Origin of the sequence: Planctomicrobium limosum, assembly GCF_051465645.1 — a bacterium.
Classification (GTDB): Bacteria; Planctomycetota; Planctomycetia; order Planctomycetales; family Planctomycetaceae; genus Planctomicrobium.
On the sequence record NZ_CP195790.1, the window covers coordinates 820,685 to 838,752 of the forward strand.

Annotated in this window: 12 protein-coding genes and 1 pseudogene; 5 read left to right on the forward strand and 8 right to left on the reverse strand. The window is 53.0% G+C overall.

What is annotated here, in order from left to right; genetic code table 11:
• Nucleotides 1-70: 70 nt before the first annotated feature.
• A complete protein-coding gene (locus tag SH527x_RS03000) occupies nt 71-1,021 on the reverse strand; it encodes a dihydroorotate dehydrogenase (protein ID WP_437193177.1) in 951 nt (316 codons plus the stop codon).
• Nucleotides 1,022-1,290: 269 nt separating this feature from the next.
• Here SH527x_RS03000 and SH527x_RS03005 point away from each other — a divergent pair, with 269 nt between their 5' ends.
• A complete protein-coding gene (locus tag SH527x_RS03005; protein WP_437193178.1) occupies nt 1,291-2,391 on the forward strand; it encodes a hypothetical protein in 1,101 nt (366 codons plus the stop codon).
• 17 nt (nt 2,392-2,408) lie between these two features.
• Nucleotides 2,409-3,671, forward strand: coding sequence for a prenyltransferase/squalene oxidase repeat-containing protein (locus SH527x_RS03010; protein WP_437193179.1), 1,263 nt, complete (start codon nt 2,409-2,411; stop codon nt 3,669-3,671).
• A gap of 80 nt (nt 3,672-3,751) precedes the next feature.
• Here SH527x_RS03010 and SH527x_RS03015 read toward each other — a convergent pair whose 3' ends face one another.
• The 5 genes from SH527x_RS03015 to SH527x_RS03035 all read right to left on the reverse strand — a co-directional run bounded on the left by SH527x_RS03015 (nt 3,752) and on the right by SH527x_RS03035 (nt 9,550).
• The gene (locus tag SH527x_RS03015; RefSeq protein WP_437193180.1) at nt 3,752-5,242 is read right to left on the reverse strand and encodes a hypothetical protein; all 1,491 of its coding nucleotides are present in this window, start codon (nt 5,240-5,242) and stop codon (nt 3,752-3,754) included.
• 154 nt (nt 5,243-5,396) lie between these two features.
• Nucleotides 5,397-6,044: a GntR family transcriptional regulator gene (locus tag SH527x_RS03020; protein ID WP_437193181.1), complete on the reverse strand. Its 648-nt coding sequence runs from the start codon at nt 6,042-6,044 to the stop codon at nt 5,397-5,399.
• 610 nt (nt 6,045-6,654) lie between these two features.
• Nucleotides 6,655-7,800, reverse strand: a complete 1,146-nt coding sequence (locus SH527x_RS03025) for a carbohydrate kinase family protein (protein WP_437193182.1) — start codon at nt 7,798-7,800, stop codon at nt 6,655-6,657.
• Nucleotides 7,801-8,129: 329 nt separating this feature from the next.
• Nucleotides 8,130-8,564, reverse strand: a complete 435-nt coding sequence (locus tag SH527x_RS03030) for a hypothetical protein (protein ID WP_437193183.1) — start codon at nt 8,562-8,564, stop codon at nt 8,130-8,132.
• Nucleotides 8,564-9,550 carry a DUF1559 domain-containing protein gene (locus SH527x_RS03035; RefSeq protein WP_437193184.1) on the reverse strand — a complete coding sequence of 329 codons (987 nt, stop codon included), beginning with the start codon at nt 9,548-9,550 and terminating at the stop codon, nt 8,564-8,566. The genes SH527x_RS03030 and SH527x_RS03035 overlap by 1 nt, the downstream gene beginning before the upstream one ends.
• A 631-nt stretch (nt 9,551-10,181) precedes the next feature.
• On the opposite strand from SH527x_RS03035, the gene SH527x_RS03040 reads away from it, so the two are divergent.
• The 3 genes and pseudogenes from SH527x_RS03040 (at nt 10,182) to SH527x_RS03050 (ending at nt 13,269) form a co-directional block, all read left to right on the forward strand.
• Nucleotides 10,182-10,436, forward strand: coding sequence for a type II toxin-antitoxin system HicA family toxin (locus SH527x_RS03040; RefSeq protein ID WP_437193185.1), 255 nt, complete (start codon nt 10,182-10,184; stop codon nt 10,434-10,436).
• A pseudogene (locus tag SH527x_RS03045) lies at nt 10,436-10,741 on the forward strand (type II toxin-antitoxin system HicB family antitoxin); the annotation flags it as partial. The gene SH527x_RS03040 and the pseudogene SH527x_RS03045, both read left to right, overlap by 1 nt.
• 872 nt (nt 10,742-11,613) lie before the next feature.
• A complete protein-coding gene (locus tag SH527x_RS03050) occupies nt 11,614-13,269 on the forward strand; it encodes a hypothetical protein (protein WP_437193186.1) in 1,656 nt (551 codons plus the stop codon).
• Between the two features lie 136 nt (nt 13,270-13,405).
• Here SH527x_RS03050 and SH527x_RS03055 read toward each other — a convergent pair whose 3' ends face one another.
• Both SH527x_RS03055 and SH527x_RS03060 read right to left on the reverse strand, forming a co-directional pair.
• Nucleotides 13,406-14,791, reverse strand: a complete 1,386-nt coding sequence (locus tag SH527x_RS03055) for a DUF1501 domain-containing protein (RefSeq protein ID WP_437193187.1) — start codon at nt 14,789-14,791, stop codon at nt 13,406-13,408.
• A 65-nt stretch (nt 14,792-14,856) separates the two neighbouring features.
• Complete coding sequence (locus SH527x_RS03060; RefSeq protein WP_437193188.1) at nt 14,857-17,721, reverse strand: DUF1553 domain-containing protein; 2,865 nt, start codon at nt 17,719-17,721, stop codon at nt 14,857-14,859.
• Between the last annotated feature and the right edge of the window lie 347 nt (nt 17,722-18,068).

The following is an 18,068-nucleotide window of genomic DNA, read 5'->3' on the forward strand; positions in this document are numbered from 1 at the left end:
AAGGCCTCACATTTGATGTGGGGCCTTTTCTTTCGTTGATGCTGCAAATAGGGGTGTCAGATCGTCCGGACTACACTGGCGATCCTGTGCTGGTGTGGCACGCTTTCGGGGGGAGCCCTTGCAGGGTTCCGATGATTTCCGTGACGCAGCTGAGCTTTTCTGCAGCGAGCGTCTGTTCCAGTTCCTGTGCAAGCCGTCCTGAGAGACCGGGATTGAAGAAACTGGCGGTTCCAATCTGAACGGCACTTGCTCCAGCAACCAGAAACTCCATGACGTCGTCAATGTTGCTGATTCCGCCGACCCCGATAATCGGGATCGATACGGATTTCGCGACGAGGTAAACACAACGCAACGCGAGTGGCTTGATTGCCGGGCCGCTGAGACCTCCGAGTACGTTTCCGAGAACCGCCTTGCGACGTCGCCAGTTGATGGCCATTCCCTGGTAGGTGTTCACCATCGAAACTGCGTCCGCTCCGCCGTCTGCAGCCGCCTTGGCGATGGCTGTGATGTCGGTGACATTCGGGGTCAGCTTTGTGATGATCGGCAATGAGCAGGCATTGCGGACTGCCGCGACCAGCTTGCAGGCGGACTCAGGATTGGTTCCAAAGTCGACGCCACCGCTGACGTTGGGGCAGGAAATGTTCAATTCCAGACCGGCCAGCCCCGGGACGTCACCCAGTCGAGCTGCCATCGTTGCGAAATCATCGATTGTTCGCCCAGCAATGTTCGCAAAGACTGGAGCGTTCAGGCTCAACAGGTACGGCAGATGTTTGTCGATAAACGTATCGATTCCATCATTGTCGAGCCCAATGGAATTGAGCATTCCGGAACTGGTTTCAACAGTACGCGGAGGCGGATTGCCAATTCGCGGTGTCGGGGTGACCGTTTTGGGGATTATCCCCCCTAACTGAGTGAAATCGACAAACGGAGACATCTCTTTCGCATATCCGAACGTTCCCGATGCAACGAGAATGGGATTGCGAAGCGACAAACGGCCGAGTTGAACTTCGAGGTTGATCATGAGCGATAAGGTAATAGATTCGCGGTCATTCCAAAAATGAACGCAAAGATTTTCTAAAATTGTCCTGATCCAAGGGCGACCCCGTACGATTTCGGCCCATTTTGACAATTCGCTCTCGTCACGATTGGTGCAAAAGCGATAGAATCCATATCAGCGATTGTTCCATTCTCGTGAAAGTGGATGGGATGACCGAATCCGATGGGGTTGAAGGGGTTCGTATCATCGAACAGGTCCTTCTCCTTTCAGAAAATTGCGATCTGGGGTGACCAATGGTCGATCTTCTGTGCCTGCGACGGAACCGCTGGGGTTCTGCTTTGATTCTATGCGGCCTGTTGGTTGGGGGGATTTTTTCCGCCACGCGAATGCACGGGATCGATTCAAAGCAGGTGCGCGCTGATGAACCGGCGACACCGCCGAAGTTCGATGCGAAAACCAGGCAGGCGATTGATCGCGGTCTGCAGTTTATCGTCTCGACGATTCGTCGTGACGGGACTGTCGGAACCGACCTGCACCAACCGCCTGACTTGGGTTGTACCGCGATTGTCGGTCTCACCCTCCTTGCTGAAGGAAGCACACCTCGGGGTGGCAAATACACGCGCGAAAGCACTCAGGTGCTTTATGGGGTGCTGGATCTGATTACGCAGCGTCCGCTCAGAACCGCTGGCGCCGCAGAAGTGACATTGATTCAGCGCAAGATCGGGATGAACGCCGACTTGTTCTTTGCCACGCTGTATTTGAGCGAGGTTTATTATGAAGCCCCGGGAGCAGAACGCGAAATTCGCAGTGCTCTCGAAAAGCTGATTCAACATATCGGGGCGACTCAGGGGAAAGACGGAACCTGGGGAAATGAAAGCTGGGCTCCGATTCTCGGGACAGTGATGGGCTGGGAATGTCTACGGTCCGCAAGTTCGGCAGGCTTTCAAATCGATGCCTCAGCCAAGCTGGTGGGAGATGCCCTGTTAGCCAACCTCAAGAAGCGGTCTGCTGATGAGCAGAATTGGATGCATGAGTTCTATAAAGACGCGTCGAGTCTGCGCGTTCTCTATTCGATGAACTACCGCGACGAACCGGTCTTTAAGGAGTGCGTGGATCGTCTTCTGAATCGCGTGAAGACTGATTCTCGACCATTCCAGCTCGCAGGGGGCGAAGAGTATCTCTCATTCTTCCTTGTGACAGAGTGCTTGCTGAAAGAGAAGCGTCCTGATTGGGCAGCTTGGTATCCTCGGGTACGTGATGAACTGATGCTGACGCAGAATCGAGATGGAAGCTGGACCGGGCACCACTGCATTACAAACCGGACGTTCTGTACCTCAACTGCATTGCTGACTCTTCTTGCTCCGAACATGACTCTGACAATGTCAGAGCTGTGATGCACTGGATTTGCGCGATGACTCCCACACTGTTTGGATTCCGATTTGATGGTGTGGTTGCGCTCTCCCAGAACAACTCTGAGATTCACCGAAGCCAGACGCACTCACACCATCACGGATTTCGGCTCTCAGGATTAGCAGTCTATTGTCTGCTGTTTTCCTTGTGTCTTTTAACGCAAGGATGCCGGAAGCCGGAGCCTTCTCCGGCAGTGGATGGGAATTCCGTTCGAACGCCTGACCAGATTTTGCGTCGCGGTGTTGCATGGCTGATTCAGAATCAGGCGGAAGATGGCGGATGGCGTTCGACGACATATGGAACAATGCGATCCGGTGTGGGGACGACAGCCATTGCGTTAGAGGCGCTTTCGGAGTGTCCGTTGGACGCTCACCCTGATCTGCAACTGTCGCTCAAGCGTGGCTTGCAGTATTTGACCACAAAAACTGACTCGTTCGGGATGGTGTGTGCTCCTGACGGACGTTCTGATTCACCTGTCTACGCGACCGCCCTTGTGATTACAGCAGGGACTCGGGCAGGTCTTCTTGACGAAGAAAAGAAGCAGCAACTCGTTGAAGCACTTCAAAGGGCCCAGCAGGTTCCGGCGAACGGTTGGCCTCAAGATGCAATCGGGCGCGGGGGATGGGGAGTGGAACCGGACCCTGCTACTGCAGAATCGAACCCGGCGACGATTTCAGTGACAGTCTTCGCTCTGAATGCACTGGCAATAGCAAACGGCCTGACTCCAGATTCGCGAACGGAGGCCCTGAATTTCCTGAAGAATTGCAGGAGTTCAAATGGGCGACCTGACGGCGGATTCTGGTTTGTTCCTAGACCAGATGATCACTTGAACAAGGCGGGATGGTTCACGAACGACGCCGGGCAAATTCAACCCCGTTCCTATCACACCGCAACTTGTGATGGAATCATTTCACTCAATCGATTGGGGATCGGGCCTCAACACGCCGAGAGTCAGTTAGCGATTGCTGCATTGTTGAAGCAGGCAACCCCTTCAGTCCCTGTGCAGCTGAAAAGCACTGATGATGAAGCCGCACCACTGGCAGGTCTCTTTTTCTACAACGCGATGACATTTTCCAGCGCATGCGCTGTGATGAACGACAAGCAATTTGCTCCCCGATTATCGTTGATTCATCAACAACTGGTGGAGCTTCAACGCCCAGATGGCTCCTGGGAGAGCCCGCTGTCTCTTATGCGGGAGGATGATCCGTTGATCGCCACTTCGCTGGCACTGCTCGCACTGAGTCGCGATAAGCCGACTCAATAAAAAAGCCGCACGATGTGTTCCCTTTCGAAAGGGAACGGCATGTGCGGCTGAATCACAATTCAACCAGCAAGCCAGTCGACCTACTTAGACGCTTTCGCTTCTGGTTGGAACATCGAGGTTACAAGGTCAACGGTTTCGTTGACGAGAACCTGAGCTCCGTCCGGTCCAACAAAGCTGCTTTCGATCACGGCACTATAGCCGCCGCCGGCGACAGCTCGTTTGGTTGGAACATAGGTTCCATCACCACAGAGCTGAATGACAAATGTCTGCAGCGATGGACTGCGTGCTTTCATCTGCACTCCATAGTCCGTGTACAGTTCGAAATCATTGGTCACGATCGAAATGTCACCGATTCGAACGGCGTGCAGGTCCATCTCCCAGTTCTGCAGTGCTGTTTTTTGTTCTTCATAGCGACGAACAACTGAGCCGTGCCAAAGCTTGTTCCAATAGCTGTAAGGGGCTCCCTTCTTCGAGCCATCGAGATCGGCGAGAGCCGCCTTTGCACTGGCATACTCCGCGTCAGTGACAACACGGTAAGGCAATTGAATGACTTTGACCTTGTGTTCAAAGGCGACATCCGAGTGGCGGTCATTCTTGACGACGTTGAGGACATCTTCCCATGTATTGACGATACGATTGGCGATGTCGTTCAACGCGTCGATCCCCCGCAGCTTTCGCATCCGCTCTTCTGCTGCTTTGCGATACATGATGTGTGTGGTCTGATCTCCCCCTGCTCCGCCCCAGCCGAGAATGTTCAAGTCGCTTCCGTGTTTTTCTCGCAGTTTCGTGCGGACCTGATGCCAGAAATCGGCGTTCACAGAGCTCAGACTTTCGACTTCCTGTGCTGGGCAAGCGACGTTGATTGCGGTGGCAATCAGTTTGTTCTGAGCATTCCAGAAGTACAGAATCTCGACGCCGTGATCTTCCTGACCTTCCATGCCGCGGAACTTCTCGATGTTTGTCCGCCCGTACATGGCGGTTGTTCCATCGTCGTATGTTGTTCGACGGTTATGAGCGATCACTGCGTGGCCCAGCCCCCAGGCAACAGTCGCGGCTTCCCGCTTTTCCCAGGCAGCGACGATAATGTCCGCCAGTCGCTTGGTCAGGAACTTACGATACTCGGCAGGAGGCATGACACCTTCTTTGGGAAGGTCGTACAGCTCTTCTTGAGGGACTGGACCGGTGTGAGTGTGCGTCGCGCTCAGAATGATTTTCGAATGAAGCTCTTCTGGCAGGCGACCTTTCAGATCGGCTCGAAGGTCGTCATACAATGTCCGGCCCCCGCGAATGATGCACAGGTCGCACGCTACGAAAATCGCCTGATCTAAAGAGCGATCTCCTTCCCGGGTTTCAACGACAAGTGCCGTTGCGGTACACGGGGCTTGGACATCCTTTGCGATTCTGGCCTGACGCTGACCGTCCAGCGCAACCGGAGCATCGGGAGTAATACTGATCGTTTCACTGCCGACATAGAGTTGCCCGGCGGACACGATTGATGTCGTGCTCAGGCCGATGATCAGTGAACATAAGACACGCGGAATCCAGCGGTGTATTGCAGTCATGGTGGCCATCGTGATCCATGCCTTCTTAAAGTTCGAATCGATCGGAAGACTTAATGTTCGGGTTGAATATCAAGTTGATACTCGTCTCACTCAGGAACTGAACCGGTCTTTGCTCCGTTTCCAAAACTTCGCCTTCAACACATGTTGTTTCTTGCTCACAGACTCACCGATACAGGAGTGCGAGGGCCAGATTCAATGAGTGTTCAAGGTGGCGTCGCATCGCATCAGCAGCAACAACGGGATTTCGAGATTTAATTGCTTCGAAGACTTCGATGTGCTTCTGACCTGGGATTTCATCTGATCGTGCTTCGGTCTGATCGAGCATGACGAGGCGTTCGAGCAGCGGAGAGAGCTCTTCCAGCAGAATCGGAATCCCGGAGAAGTTGGCAATTGTCTGGTGGAACTGCACATCCACCTCACGGCATTCAGCCAGGCGATCACCCTCTTCAAAAAGGCGATCCACTTTTGACGCGATGGCTTCGAGAATGTTCATCTGCAGATCATCTGCGAGTTCAGCACAGCGACGGACAGCTTCACATTCGATCGCAATTCGAAGAACACCCTCACCACGAATCCGGTTGAGATCGCGGGCAATGATACGCGCACCGGCCTGCCCTTCAAGAATGACCAGTCCTTCGGCTGCGAGTGCCTTCACTGCTTCGGATGCCGCATTGATCCCCGTTCCGTATTCGCTTGCGAGAGGGCGGAGAGTCAGTCGTGTATCAGCCCCAATTTCTCCACCGAGAATTTTTGAACGAAGGTCCAAAAAGATACGCCGGGCCTTGGTCGTGCCTGGTGGGGAGCTATTCATTCGGTGAACTCACTTCTAGACCGCTTCGGTCTATCATGTGGCCTCGCAAAATTCGTCCTCATACGAGAAACCCTGAATTCTGCGTGCCAGATACGCTGCATGATTTCTGGAAATGCTCTAGTGCTTGGCCTCGCATGAATGGAGGTTCTCTGCCGGATTGCCGCCTCGACAAAGTTCATGCATTCTTTGCTTCAATACCCATCTGATGAGAGTGGTCACGCGGAAGATCGAAACTGTCACGCTCTGGTTTCAGCGACGCCGGTCTGAACAGGAGTCCGCTTAAAGTTGGTCAGAGGTTCTTCGTGTCGAGATGTCGGCAGAGAACTTGATGGCAAGGCACGATCAACCTCTGTTGATTCAGTTTCAATCCGAAATCCGATGCAGGTCCGGTCTCTGAAAAAAACTGAGAATGTGAAGAGACTGAAAACTGAAAGTTGAATTTCGTTAACCTGAACAGCGTACCAACACGGGCGGCTCCGTCAAGAACGCGCAAGCGAGTTCTGCTGAATTTCAGCTGTTTGAATTCGAGAGCTGAGTTCAACTGTCGATCATGATCGACGATGACCAATACAGCTGATTGAGACTCTCGAAGCAGGTTCCTCAATCTAAATCAGTTGAGGTCGATTGCTGTCGTACGCATCTTCCAGCCCTGTTGAATTCGTTGAGCAATGTTAGACCAGGATGAAACGCCGCTCACTGCATCGGAGGCCTCGACACTCGCTCCCCCGACTGCGACCGCACAGCGGACCACGGCTTCTGGAGATTCTCCACGCACGAATGCGGACAACAGACCGGCAATGGTGCAGTCCCCTGAACCAGTGGTGCCGACGACATTGACTTCAAAGCATGGGGAGATGATCTCGCGGTCGATCCAGTTGTCGAGATCCGCTGGTGTCGCTCGCCCGAGAGATGCAAGTCGAGTCCGATCAGCAGACGTTCTCAGGTAGAGGCCTTGTTCGCCGAGCTTAATGGCAACGATGCCTGCTCCGAGTTTCAGGCATTCGCTGGAAATCGAGCGAAGCAGATCGCGATCGACATGTCGTGCGGCATCGAAACCGCCGTCAGCGACAGCTTCTTCAAAACGTTTGCGATCCAGCATGAACAATAGTTCGTCGATGCTAGGGCAGAAAACGTCGACGTGCGGAAGTGCATTGGCCAGCAGTTGCTTCCAATCGACCTGACCTGCTTCCGAGTTCGGGTCGACCATGCAGAGATCGAGTGAGACCGTCAGGCCGACGTCGCGGACTTTCTTCAGTAACAAGGCCAATTCACTGCCACTGTTTTCATACATCGCCTTCATGATCGGCGGGTAGCCAAAGTGGAAGAGTTTGGCTTCTCCGAGGTCAGCCGGATTTACGTCGTTCGCACGAAACGTGTCATTGGCACCTGGGCAATGCAGGAAGGTTCGATCGACACCAGGCGGATTGATCACGATTGAGTAGCTGGTGACCTCACCTGGCACACTGACCATTCCATCCGCGAGGTGTGATCCCTGAACCTTCAGCAATCGGAGAACCTCTGCTCCGAAGAGATCGTTCCCCAGTTTTCCAATCAGCTTGACAGGTGTGCCAAGACGGTGCAGTGCGAGACCTGTATTCGAAACTGTTCCGCCAGTTGAGCAGACTGAAGGGCCCACCTTGATCAGATGACCAGGGCGAATCGAAGGGGGTTCTGCACCTTCTCGGTGTTCAAACGTCGGAATGACATCCAGACAGATATGACCAGCGACAACAATCTCACAAGAGTCAATGGACACGACACAGTTCCTTCAGACCGAATTTATCAAATGAGCTTGGCCTTGATCTCTTCGTGACAGGGAATGCACGGCGTGATCGCTCTGACGGCTCGGGGACAGGCGTATAAACAATCTCTTTGAAAACTCCACGAACCATACGCCCAAGAGACGTCACGATACCGCAGAAGAATTTTCAGGCAATGTCATAAGCCGAGACTGTATCGAACGTCTTCGCATAAAAAAACGATGCCCGCAGGATTCCGCCGGCATCGTTTGAACTTATTGGTGAGAAAGAAGATTTGCCGGCCAGAAGTGTTCCTGCTTCTGCATAGGAACGCGAGGAATCGGGGCTACTTCTTGGATTTCAGGACGATATCGTATTGGTTTTCGCCCGGTTCAGTGATGGTTGTTTTCAGGCCGCTTTTGCCACGGTCCGAGTAGCGAAGAGGGATCGCTGACTTTTTGAGGAGTTTTGGATTGGCGAGGAGATCCGAAGCGCTGACTTCTTCTTCCTGATTTCCTGTGACCGTCACATCGTAAATGGCCCCGATATCGCCTTCCTTGAATTTGATAACGTATTTCCCTTCAGCATCGACAGCCGCCTGAGCAGAATCTCCGGTTGCGCTGGAACTGAACTGAACAGATCCTGAAGTCAACGGGCTATCATCCAAAGTGACGTTGCCAGTGATCGTGACTTCAGGGCGTGTCGACGCTTTTGAGCAACCTGTGATGGGCAGCAGGATTGCCAGTGCCGCCAAGACATGGATTGAATTGGTGAACGACATTACCACTCTCCAATCACACGACCGTCATCGCGGACGCACAGGTTCTGCAGGATTTCCCAGCTGATGTTCTCACTGACGAAGCGGACAGAACCATCCCCCAGCAACCCGTGAACTCCACCTGTGTGGAACGAACTGAGTGCCGTGTTGAAGTCATAAGGATCATTCGCTTCCAACCCGGTTGATGTCGGATTCGGGCGGTGGAAGACACTTGTCAGCCCAGTTCCGAAGAAATGCTGCCCTGCGGTTCCTTTGATCCAGTCACCAACGGATGTAAGTGAGTTCACCCCGCCCCAGCCTGCATGGTAGTTCGAGATCTGAGGGTTTCGGGCGTTTCCGGACTGCTCGGCAATGACCAGCGTGTTCGACAAACCGTCGACCACATCTTTGAACCCACGGCTTTCGTTGATCAGAAGACAGCCGGTGTTCGTTGCATAACTGTTTCTTTGCACCATGTATGAGGTGTTGGCTCGTCCGACTGGATCAGGGTAAGACCCCATGATCCCGACATACTTAATCGCCTGAGTCTCTTTTCCAGCAAAGTTGCTGTTGTACTGGTACAGGTCACTGACACTGCTGGATGGGCAGGAATAGACCGGCAGAACGAGATTAATCAGCGGGCGGGTGTATGCATTGTAAGCAGAGAGATCGTGTGCAGTGTTTCCTACTGGATAGAAGTTCGTTGCTGAAGAAGGGATCGAAAGGTTGTAAACTGTGGCTTGTTCGAGATAAGGAAGCAACGCGTGCCGCCAGTTGGCAGCCTTCGTGAATGAGAACGTCGAACCGACCGGAAACTTGGTATAGGTCGATTCATAGTTGTGGAGTGCCAACCCAATCTGTTTGAGATTGTTTTTGCACTGCGAACGACGCGCGGCCTCTCTCGCCTGTTGCACGGCTGGCAACAGTAACGCAATCAGAATGGCAATGATTGCAATCACCACCAGAAGCTCAATCAGCGTAAACGCTGAGCGTTTGGGAGTGTTCTTCATGTGATCCTCTTTTGAACGGCGGGACGTATTTGGCAGATCGATTGCGGAATGAAAATCTGCGGTATTCTGGCTGAAGGCGCGTGATGCCTCGTGGCATCATTCAAGCCTGATGTGAACTTTAGTGAGATTGATTTGTGAAATCCATGTGAAAATGGTTCGCACGAGCTATTCGTAAGAGAAAACGTCGCTAGTGACTTGGGTGTGTGGCAATTTTACAGGCGAATTATCCCAAGAATCGTGATTCTGAAACGATCCTTCGTCGCCCATCAGAGCGACACATTAGGCATGTAACATGCATATTTGCATGTGTTTGTGTGGAATCGGCGCCCGTTGATGTATTGGGCGCCCAGTTCACCAAACTCGGCCGAACCCAACGTTCGGCACCGCTCGCAGAGCATCTGTGCTCAGGAATTTACCTCATCCCGGACAACCGGCCAGCCGGAGTATCGCCCCGATTCCAGTGGGGGGAATGATCAAATACACTGGGCCTTGTCTGATGAGAAAGGGCCGATGACGAGGATGGCTGACCGTTGCATTTGACATCACGGTTTCGCTGTACTTCCTCGCATTACTTCACGTCGAAACACGCAATTTGACTGTAGTATCATTCAGTGATACTATTGAGGGCTGAATGGCACCAAAGCACCGACGCACGCTGGAAGCAATTTTCGAAGATCCGGTCAGGTCGAACATTGTCTGGCGGGATATTGAGGCGATGCTTAAGACCGCCGGTGCGGAGATTACCGAGGGGGCCGGATCGCGAGTGCGGATCGCCTTGAATGGCATCCGAGCAGTATTTCACCGGCCGCACCCTCATAAGGAAACAGACAAAGGAGCCGTCAAGTCCATGCGACGGTTTCTGACAGAGGCGGGAGTCGCGCCATGATGGAATACAAAGGCTACATCGGAAAAGTCGAGTTCGATGAGGACGCAGGCATCATTCACGGCGAAGTCATCAACACTCGTGACGTCATCACCTTTCAGGGTGACAGTGTCGCCGAGGTGAAGAAGGCGTTTCATGAGTCCGTCGATGATTACCTTGAGTTCTGCAAAACTCGCGGAGAAACCCCGGACAAGCCGTTTTCCGGTCAATTTGTGACCCGAATCTCGCCGGAGTTGCATCGCCAGGTCAATGTTGCAGCGGTACTCGCGGGAAAGAGCCTGAACGCCTTCGTTACCGAGCAGTTGCAGGTCGCTGTCGAGAAGATTGGCATCTCGAAGGCCTCTGGCAAGAAGGTCGGGGCGAAGGCAAAGACGGGAAGATCCGCGAAGGGATCGCCCCGCAGGAAGAAAGACATCGAGCAACACGCCTAAGGCTCAGTGAGAATCCGCCCTCTGCGTGTGGGGCGAGCGTCTCAGGCGATCATCCCAACACCGCAACTCGGCCAGAAAAAGTTCTAACGGGTGTTTTGTCGCCCCGAATGTTAGAAAAAGGCTCGCTGAAGTCATTTGCAGTGAGCCTTTTTCGTTTGGCAAACACCCCCTGCCCCTTGCTTCTGTTCTCGCACGTATCCTTCGCCTTCCTTTTCTTTGTGAGAAAAGTCCAACGCCACGCTGCCAGAATGCTTTTGAAGTCGACTTCCAAGGGCTTGTGTGTGTAGTTCAGGGGCCTCAAGCAGCTGCTTGAAGAGTGACCAAATCAAAAAGGGCCGGACTTCAGCCACCGGTTAGTGTTACTCGTTACTGTGATATGCTTTGGCTTACGACTGCCACCGGATCGAAGCTAACGGAGGCTGCTCGTCGTTATGTGTCGTGAACGATAATTTGTTTTATCACTCGGGGATGTGTTAGAAGTTGTCGCATAAACGAACTCGTGCCACGCAAGCTGGGTTTCGCTAACTCGCTCAACCTGGCCTACGGAACTCGTATCTTGGACTATTTCTAAGAATCCAACCTCCTCTTAATGCCGCGGGGCTCGTCTAGTCGGCTGCGATGATTTGTATTTGTGGTCGTTGATGCATGAGGCGCGAGTGTCGGTTTAAACCGTGACGGGCTATCTGGATGTCACACCTTCGCTCTATCGTGCTTACAGGACTGCCACCAAATATGAGAGAGGGGAAGTAATGTACGTCGTTAATTCCGAGAAAGTCGGCAACATGCAGCTCCAATCGTTCAGCGGCATCGAAATTTTTCGCCCCCGGCCGGTAGTAGAGCAGCTAATCCGCGATGAAGCTGAGCGAAATTTGCGTGAAAGTTATTCCAGTGGAACATATCGCGACCCTGCTACGATCAATGAGATCTTAAAGCACCAATTCAATTACTTCCACGAGCAGCTGGATAGTCGATTGCCTTTTTTGGCCTCGTCTGACCTCATAATCTTCCTGTTGCACCTGTACGACCAGACTTCGAGAATAGAGCGCAAGTATAGAGAGGGTAGTCTGTCCCCGGATGAGCTGAAAATGTGGAAACGTTGTGGACCGACAATGCGTCGCGGCATCAAGTACCTCGCCGAGCGAGTTGCTCTCCTAGGTCGTGATGATGCGCTTGCAGACAGTCGCGACAGGCTTCGGTTGACCGAAGAATGTACAATCTATGCTGAGCAACTTGTGGAACTCTACGTTAAGAGTGACCAGACGCACATGTTATTCAGTGACCAAACGGAATTGACAATTCAGCCTGCGGGTGCCGGCCATCCCCTCGACCTCAAAGTACGCGATTTTGCTCGATATGATATTCATTCTAGGATCAGTCGAGATGGGTGTAATTGGATTCAATTCTTCCAGCCTCCTCCATTTCATTTAGACACCGGGGAGCACGCCGCTATTCTAGATCCAGCCTTTGAAAGAAGTTTTGGCTTTAAATGGTCGAATGCGATGCATGCTCTGAAGCTCATCATCGCTGCGGAGGTGGTGCAGAAAGGTAACTTTGACATTTCCTTTTGTCCCCGAGACTTAGTTGTAGAAATTCTGGCCAAGAACATCCCAGGTGCCACGAAGCAGAAGGCGGGGCAATTCCTGGAGGGCTTCTTGTTGCCGGTCACGAAGATGCTGGACGAAGGACGCTTGGTTTGGAAGCCCAAGCAGGAGTACCGTGCGCTTCGCCGCGGCTTCTTTGAGTTCCCCCACCCGACTGGTCCACATATCATCTGGTCTAGGGAGCTGGCGAAGGAATGCTTAATCACTCTCACGGTAGGGGTCGTGTTCCAGCGTTTTCCGCCAGAATGGAAGAATGCTGATGTAGAGGCAGGGCTCGCCAAGTTGTCAAACAAAGCCGGGGTTTGGTTCGAGGGCGTGACCATGGACAATTTAAGAAAAGTGGGTGTCGTTGGCCTGAAGTCGCTGAAGAGTGTCGGTATGGGGGACAAGCGAATTGCGATCCCCGCTGACATTGGCGAACTGGATTTCCTCGGCTACCACCCGGGCTGGCGATTGCTCGTTCTGCTGGAATGCAAGATGGTAGGGGAGGCGTCCGAACCTACATTTATGAGGAAGGATATCGACACCTTTGTGAAAGGAGAAAAGTCCTATGTGAACAAATTCCGCCGCAAACTCGGGTGGGTTCAAAACCACTTGAATGAAGTGTGCGCCGGCATAGAGTCGATCTTTCCCAATGTTGGCTCAATTTCGCCGCAAAAGCTCGTTGCAGCAATCGTGACGCTGAATCCCACAATTGCTTCCTCCTTCATCACCGACCTGCCGTGCGTGAGCCTGACTGAGTTGATGCTCGACATTCAAGAATGTGGGACTTGGCCATACGATACAGGGCTGTATGATTGCTAACTCCTCTAGACGAATATTGTAGACCCATTGCTGCTTTCGATAGGCCTTTTACGCAGTGCCACTGTTTAGCTAGCTATCTATCTTGTTGTCTGGAGTTCAAATGCGATTTAGTAGAGCTGAAACGAAGGTTTGATTGTTAGGAGAGAATGTCGGTGACGACGTGGCCGGCGACGTCGGTGAGGCGGAAGTCTCTTCCGGCGTAGCGATACGTTAGCCGTTCGTGGTCCAGGCCCAGTTGATGCAAAATCGTGGCGTGGAGGTCGTGGATATGGACGCGGTTAATTGCGGCTTCGTGGCCGAAGTCGTCCGTCTCGCCGTAAGCAATCCCCTGCTTCACTCCTCCACCTGCCAGCCAGACTGTGAATCCTTGGGGGTTATGGTCGCGGCCATTGCTTCCTTGGACCGTCGGGGTGCGTCCGAACTCGCCTCCCCAGACAACCAGCGTCTCGTCCAGTAACCCACGTTGCTGCAGGTCGGTGAGAAGACCTGTGATCGGCTGGTCGACCGCAAGTGAATTCTTCTCATGCCCTACCTTCAAGTTTCCATGCTGGTCCCAGACGTTTCCTGTCGAGAGCTCTACGAAACGCACACCTGCTTCAATGAGTCGTCTGGCCAGCAGGCACTGCCGACCAAAGCCGTCGGTTTCTTTCGTGCCGATTCCGTAGAGTTCCTGGGTTTCCTTGGATTCCTTTGTCAGGTCAATCGTCTCTGGCGCGGCGAGCTGCATGCGATGGGCAAGATCATAAGCCTCGATTGCTCCCCGAATTTCTCCGTCCACTCCGACTCGATTCAGGTGAGCGGCATTCAACGATTGAATGAGTTCCAGTCGCTCCGCCTGGCGTTGTGAATCGACGTTTGATGTCAGGTGCTCGATGGTTGCTTTTCCAAGTGTTCCCTGTCGTCCTAATGTTGTTGCCTGATGCTCTGTCGGAAGAAACGCTGCCCCGTAATTGCGTGGCCCGCCGTGACCGCTGCTGGGTGCAATAGAAACAAATGATGGCAGATCTGGATTGAGTTTCTCCAATCCATACGAAACCCAGGCTCCAACGGATGGGCGTACCAAATTGTCGCTGCCGGTATGAATCATCGAGACCGCTTGGCCGTGCGATTGCCCTCGGCTGTGCATTGATCGGATGACGCACAACTCGTCGGCCTTGGTTGCCAGATTCGGAAAGAGTTCCGAGATCCACAGGCCTGATTCCCCGTGCTGCCGAAATGCCCAGGGGGATTTCATGATTTGCTGTTTTGCATCGAGCAGGGATGGCAGAGCATAAGGGAGCGCCTTCCCATCCGATTTCTCCAGCATTGGCTTATAGTCAAATGTGTCGACCTGACTTGGCCCGCCATGCATGAAAAGAAAGATGACACTTTTGGCTTTGGCCGGATGGTGGGGGCGCTGGATGACCAGATCCGGGTTCGCTTCCAATGTCCTTCCAGCTAAGCCGCCCAATGAAAGTGCGGTTCCGCCGGCGCAGAACTGTTTCAAAACATTGCGACGGGAAGTTACGGAGTGATGTGACATTGACGTTCTCTCTTCTTCCGCAATTCCGCTTTGACCGTTTGGTGAAACACGGTCGCGATCGGAGATCAATCCAGTATTCGGAATGACGTTGAGGCAATCAGTGCATGAACGAATTCTTGCCAGACTGCTTTCTCGTCTGCTTCATCTTCGACTTCGAGCAGTTTGGAATCGAGATATGTCTGGCTGATTCTGGCTTCATCGCTCGTCGGAGGGCGTCCCAGAACCTGCATCGAAATCCGTTCAACCCGTTCCCCGACCGTTGAATACGGGGTCTTGAACGAGTGATTGACAATGACGGCCGACTGCTCTGTGACAAAGTCACCATTCAACATCCACAATGCCTGAGCCGGGACGTTCGTTTTAGCCCGTTCACCGGTTGAAAAGTCAGGATCTGCGAAGTCGAACACCCTCAATACAGAAGCCAACTCGCTGCGGAGAACCGGCTGATAAGCGGTTCGCCTTTTGGATTCTTGAATGGCGACGCCCTGGTCTGTCGCAACATTCACCGTGACTAATGTCCCTAAACCGGCGACCGAAGATTCAATTGCTGTCAGGTCGAGTTGCTCCCCTGCTGCAAGGATCGAGTCACGAATGGATTCTGCCGAAATTCGTTTCAGATTGGCTCGCCAGAGCAGCTTATTTTCCGGGTCTCGTTCCCACTTGACAGCGTCATATTCCGCGGACTGTTGATATGTTCGACTGAGTACGATCTGTCGTACGAGCCACTTCGTTGACCAGCCGTGAGCAATGAATTCCACGGCAAGTTGGTCAAGCAGTTCCAGATGAGTTGGTTGGTCTCCGAGATGTCCAAAATTATCCACGCTACGAACCAGACCGGCTCCCATTAAATGGTGCCACACCCGATTTACATAGACTCTGGCGGTCAATGGATTTCTTGAGTCAGCGATCCATTTCGCCAGCTCCAGCCGTCCGCTTTCATCTTCCGAGATCTCAATCGGGTCATGGAAGTTCATAACCGAGAGGAAGCCTCGGGGGACCTTCGGGCCAAGCATTCGGGTTTCGCCGCGGATACAGACATTGCAGTCGCCTCGTTCTGTTGCATCTTTCACTGCAAGGGCGACCGGGGCTGGCGGCGGGCCGTTCTTGGCGAGTTCCTTCTGCTGATTTTTCAACTCATCGAGACGCTTCTTCGCTCCAGTCTGCTCAGCGACTTGAGGCTGCTTCTCGTCTGGCTTCTGATTCAGTTCTTCAATTGGAATGAACTGCACTGCATCAGCGAAGACGTACCCGACTGTTCCTGTTGTTTCGATGGTAACTTCGGCGTTGCGATCTGGAGTGAATCGCCATCGGCCGATCGGCTTGAAGAGTTTTGAGATTGGTGGAACCTGAGATTGATCAACCGCGACCTTGGCTTCCCCGTCAGCGTGGAGAATCGTCACTGGCACGTTTGTGGCCAAATCCGGACGACCGAAGAACGCGAGCCGAACCTCGTATTCACCTTCTTTGGGGAGCTTCGTCCGAAAGATGACCTTCTTCTGTCCTTTGTCCATCTTGTCGTCGTGCAGGTAGTTCTCGCCAATAAAGTCCTTTGAGAAGGTCGATGATTTCCACGTACCGATTTGCTCTGCGTTTTTGTCATCAACGACGACGCCTAACCGGAGTGCAGCGGCACGTTCCCCGGTCGAATCGAGTTTCTTCAGCTGACTTTCTGCCTTCTTGATTTCCTGCTTGAGAGCGTTCACCTTCTTCTCGTGTTCGGCCAATGCGGCAGCATGTTCAGGAGCAATGGGGAGCGGTTGTCTCACCCAGTTGGAAACGTACTGCTGAATCTCGCCGTCAAGCACCTGCGTGCTGCGGAAGATCCCGGCGAGAGCGTAATAATCTTTGGTGGGAATGGGATCAAACTTGTGATCATGGCACCGGGCGCACCCCAGTGTCATTCCTAGAAAAGCGCTGCCGACGGCGGAGATTTGCTCGTCAACAACGTCCATTCGAAGCTTTTCTTTATCCCGTTCGCTCAGCATTTTTGTGCCAAGCATCAGGAACCCGGTGGCGATCAGCTGATTCACCCGTTGTTCTTCAGACTGTGAAGGCATCAAGTCTCCAGCAATCTGCTCGATGATCAGATCCTGAAATGAACGGTCGTCATTAAAACTGTTGATGATGTAGTTGCGATAACGCCAGGCTTCATGGAATGTGGCGTTGAAGTCCCCTCCATTGGAGTCTGCATATCGAGCAACATCGAGCCAGTGACGTCCCCAATGCACCCCATATTGTGGTGATGCCAGCAGCGAGTCGACGTACTTCTCGATGGCGTCTGCTTCTTTCGTTTCAAGGAAGCGTTCCTGATCGGCCAGCGTTGGCGGGAGACCTGTCAGGTCGAATGAAATGCGTCGCAAAAGCGTCGCTCGATCGGCATCTGGCTGAGGGGCGAGCTGTTCGCTTTCAAGACGCGATAGGACGAAGCGGTCAATCCAGTTCCGCGGCCAACTTGCGGCTGTGACCTCTGGGATGACGTGCGATTCAACTGGAAGAAACGACCAGAACTGACGCGCTGACGTCAGGTCGATTTCTTTTCGAATGGTGGAAGGATCGACAGACCCGGTTCGAGGGTCAGGTGCTCCCATTGCGATCCACCGTTCAAAATCGGCGATCACTTCGTCTGGAAGCTTCCCGGCGGGGGGCATTTCATAGGTCTCGTACCGCAGCGACTGCAGAAGCAGACTTTCTCCGGACTTCTCTTTAACGATGCTTGGTCCTGAATCGCCGCCTGCCAGTAATCCGGCAGCCGAGTCGACAAGCAGTCCCCCTTTGAGGCTGGTGGCTTTCTCGGAATGGCACTCGTAGCAGTGCTTGATCAGAACAGGACGAATCTTCGTTTCAAAGAACTCGATCCCGGCCGGGTCTGCACCGACAGCCTGACTACTCAGCACGAGTAGTACAGCAATGATCTGGAATCCATTGCGCACGAGGAGCCTCCCCTGAAACAGCCGATGCATCAGTTTGTAAGAATATCTTCGGCGAATCGCAATTGAAACATCAAATGTCGTTGATTTCGAGTCAGTTGTCACACTGTGGTTTGAAGATGCGGGTGGAAGTACAGTCGTGTAGGAACCGGTTGTGCAGGCATCTGGTCGCGAGGTCGCGGGCTTCCAGACCACGGGATAAGAAAAGAGACGTTAGCGAGTTGCCCTGGGTGATGATCCGGAACTCTGATGGCTGTATTCGGTATACTGGTTAGCATTGGAAGAATCGAAACATTCGCTGGGAGTGGAACGGACGTTCACGAGCAGTTAGAGTAAATGCATTCGCAATG

Bases quoted from the DNA above. Each gene is read 5' to 3' on its own strand.
- SH527x_RS03000 (WP_437193177.1), bottom strand. From the start codon at position 1,021: ATGATCAACCTCGAAGTTCAACTCGGCCGTTTGTCGCTTCGCAATCCC.
- SH527x_RS03005 (WP_437193178.1), top strand. From the start codon at position 1,291: ATGGTCGATCTTCTGTGCCTGCGACGGAACCGCTGGGGTTCTGCTTTG.
- SH527x_RS03010 (WP_437193179.1), top strand. From the start codon at position 2,409: ATGACTCCCACACTGTTTGGATTCCGATTTGATGGTGTGGTTGCGCTC.
- SH527x_RS03015 (WP_437193180.1), bottom strand. From the start codon at position 5,242: ATGGCCACCATGACTGCAATACACCGCTGGATTCCGCGTGTCTTATGT.
- SH527x_RS03020 (WP_437193181.1), bottom strand. From the start codon at position 6,044: ATGAATAGCTCCCCACCAGGCACGACCAAGGCCCGGCGTATCTTTTTG.
- SH527x_RS03030 (WP_437193183.1), bottom strand. From the start codon at position 8,564: ATGTCGTTCACCAATTCAATCCATGTCTTGGCGGCACTGGCAATCCTG.
- SH527x_RS03035 (WP_437193184.1), bottom strand. From the start codon at position 9,550: ATGAAGAACACTCCCAAACGCTCAGCGTTTACGCTGATTGAGCTTCTG.
- SH527x_RS03040 (WP_437193185.1), top strand. From the start codon at position 10,182: ATGGCACCAAAGCACCGACGCACGCTGGAAGCAATTTTCGAAGATCCG.
- SH527x_RS03050 (WP_437193186.1), top strand. From the start codon at position 11,614: ATGTACGTCGTTAATTCCGAGAAAGTCGGCAACATGCAGCTCCAATCG.
- SH527x_RS03055 (WP_437193187.1), bottom strand. From the start codon at position 14,791: ATGTCACATCACTCCGTAACTTCCCGTCGCAATGTTTTGAAACAGTTC.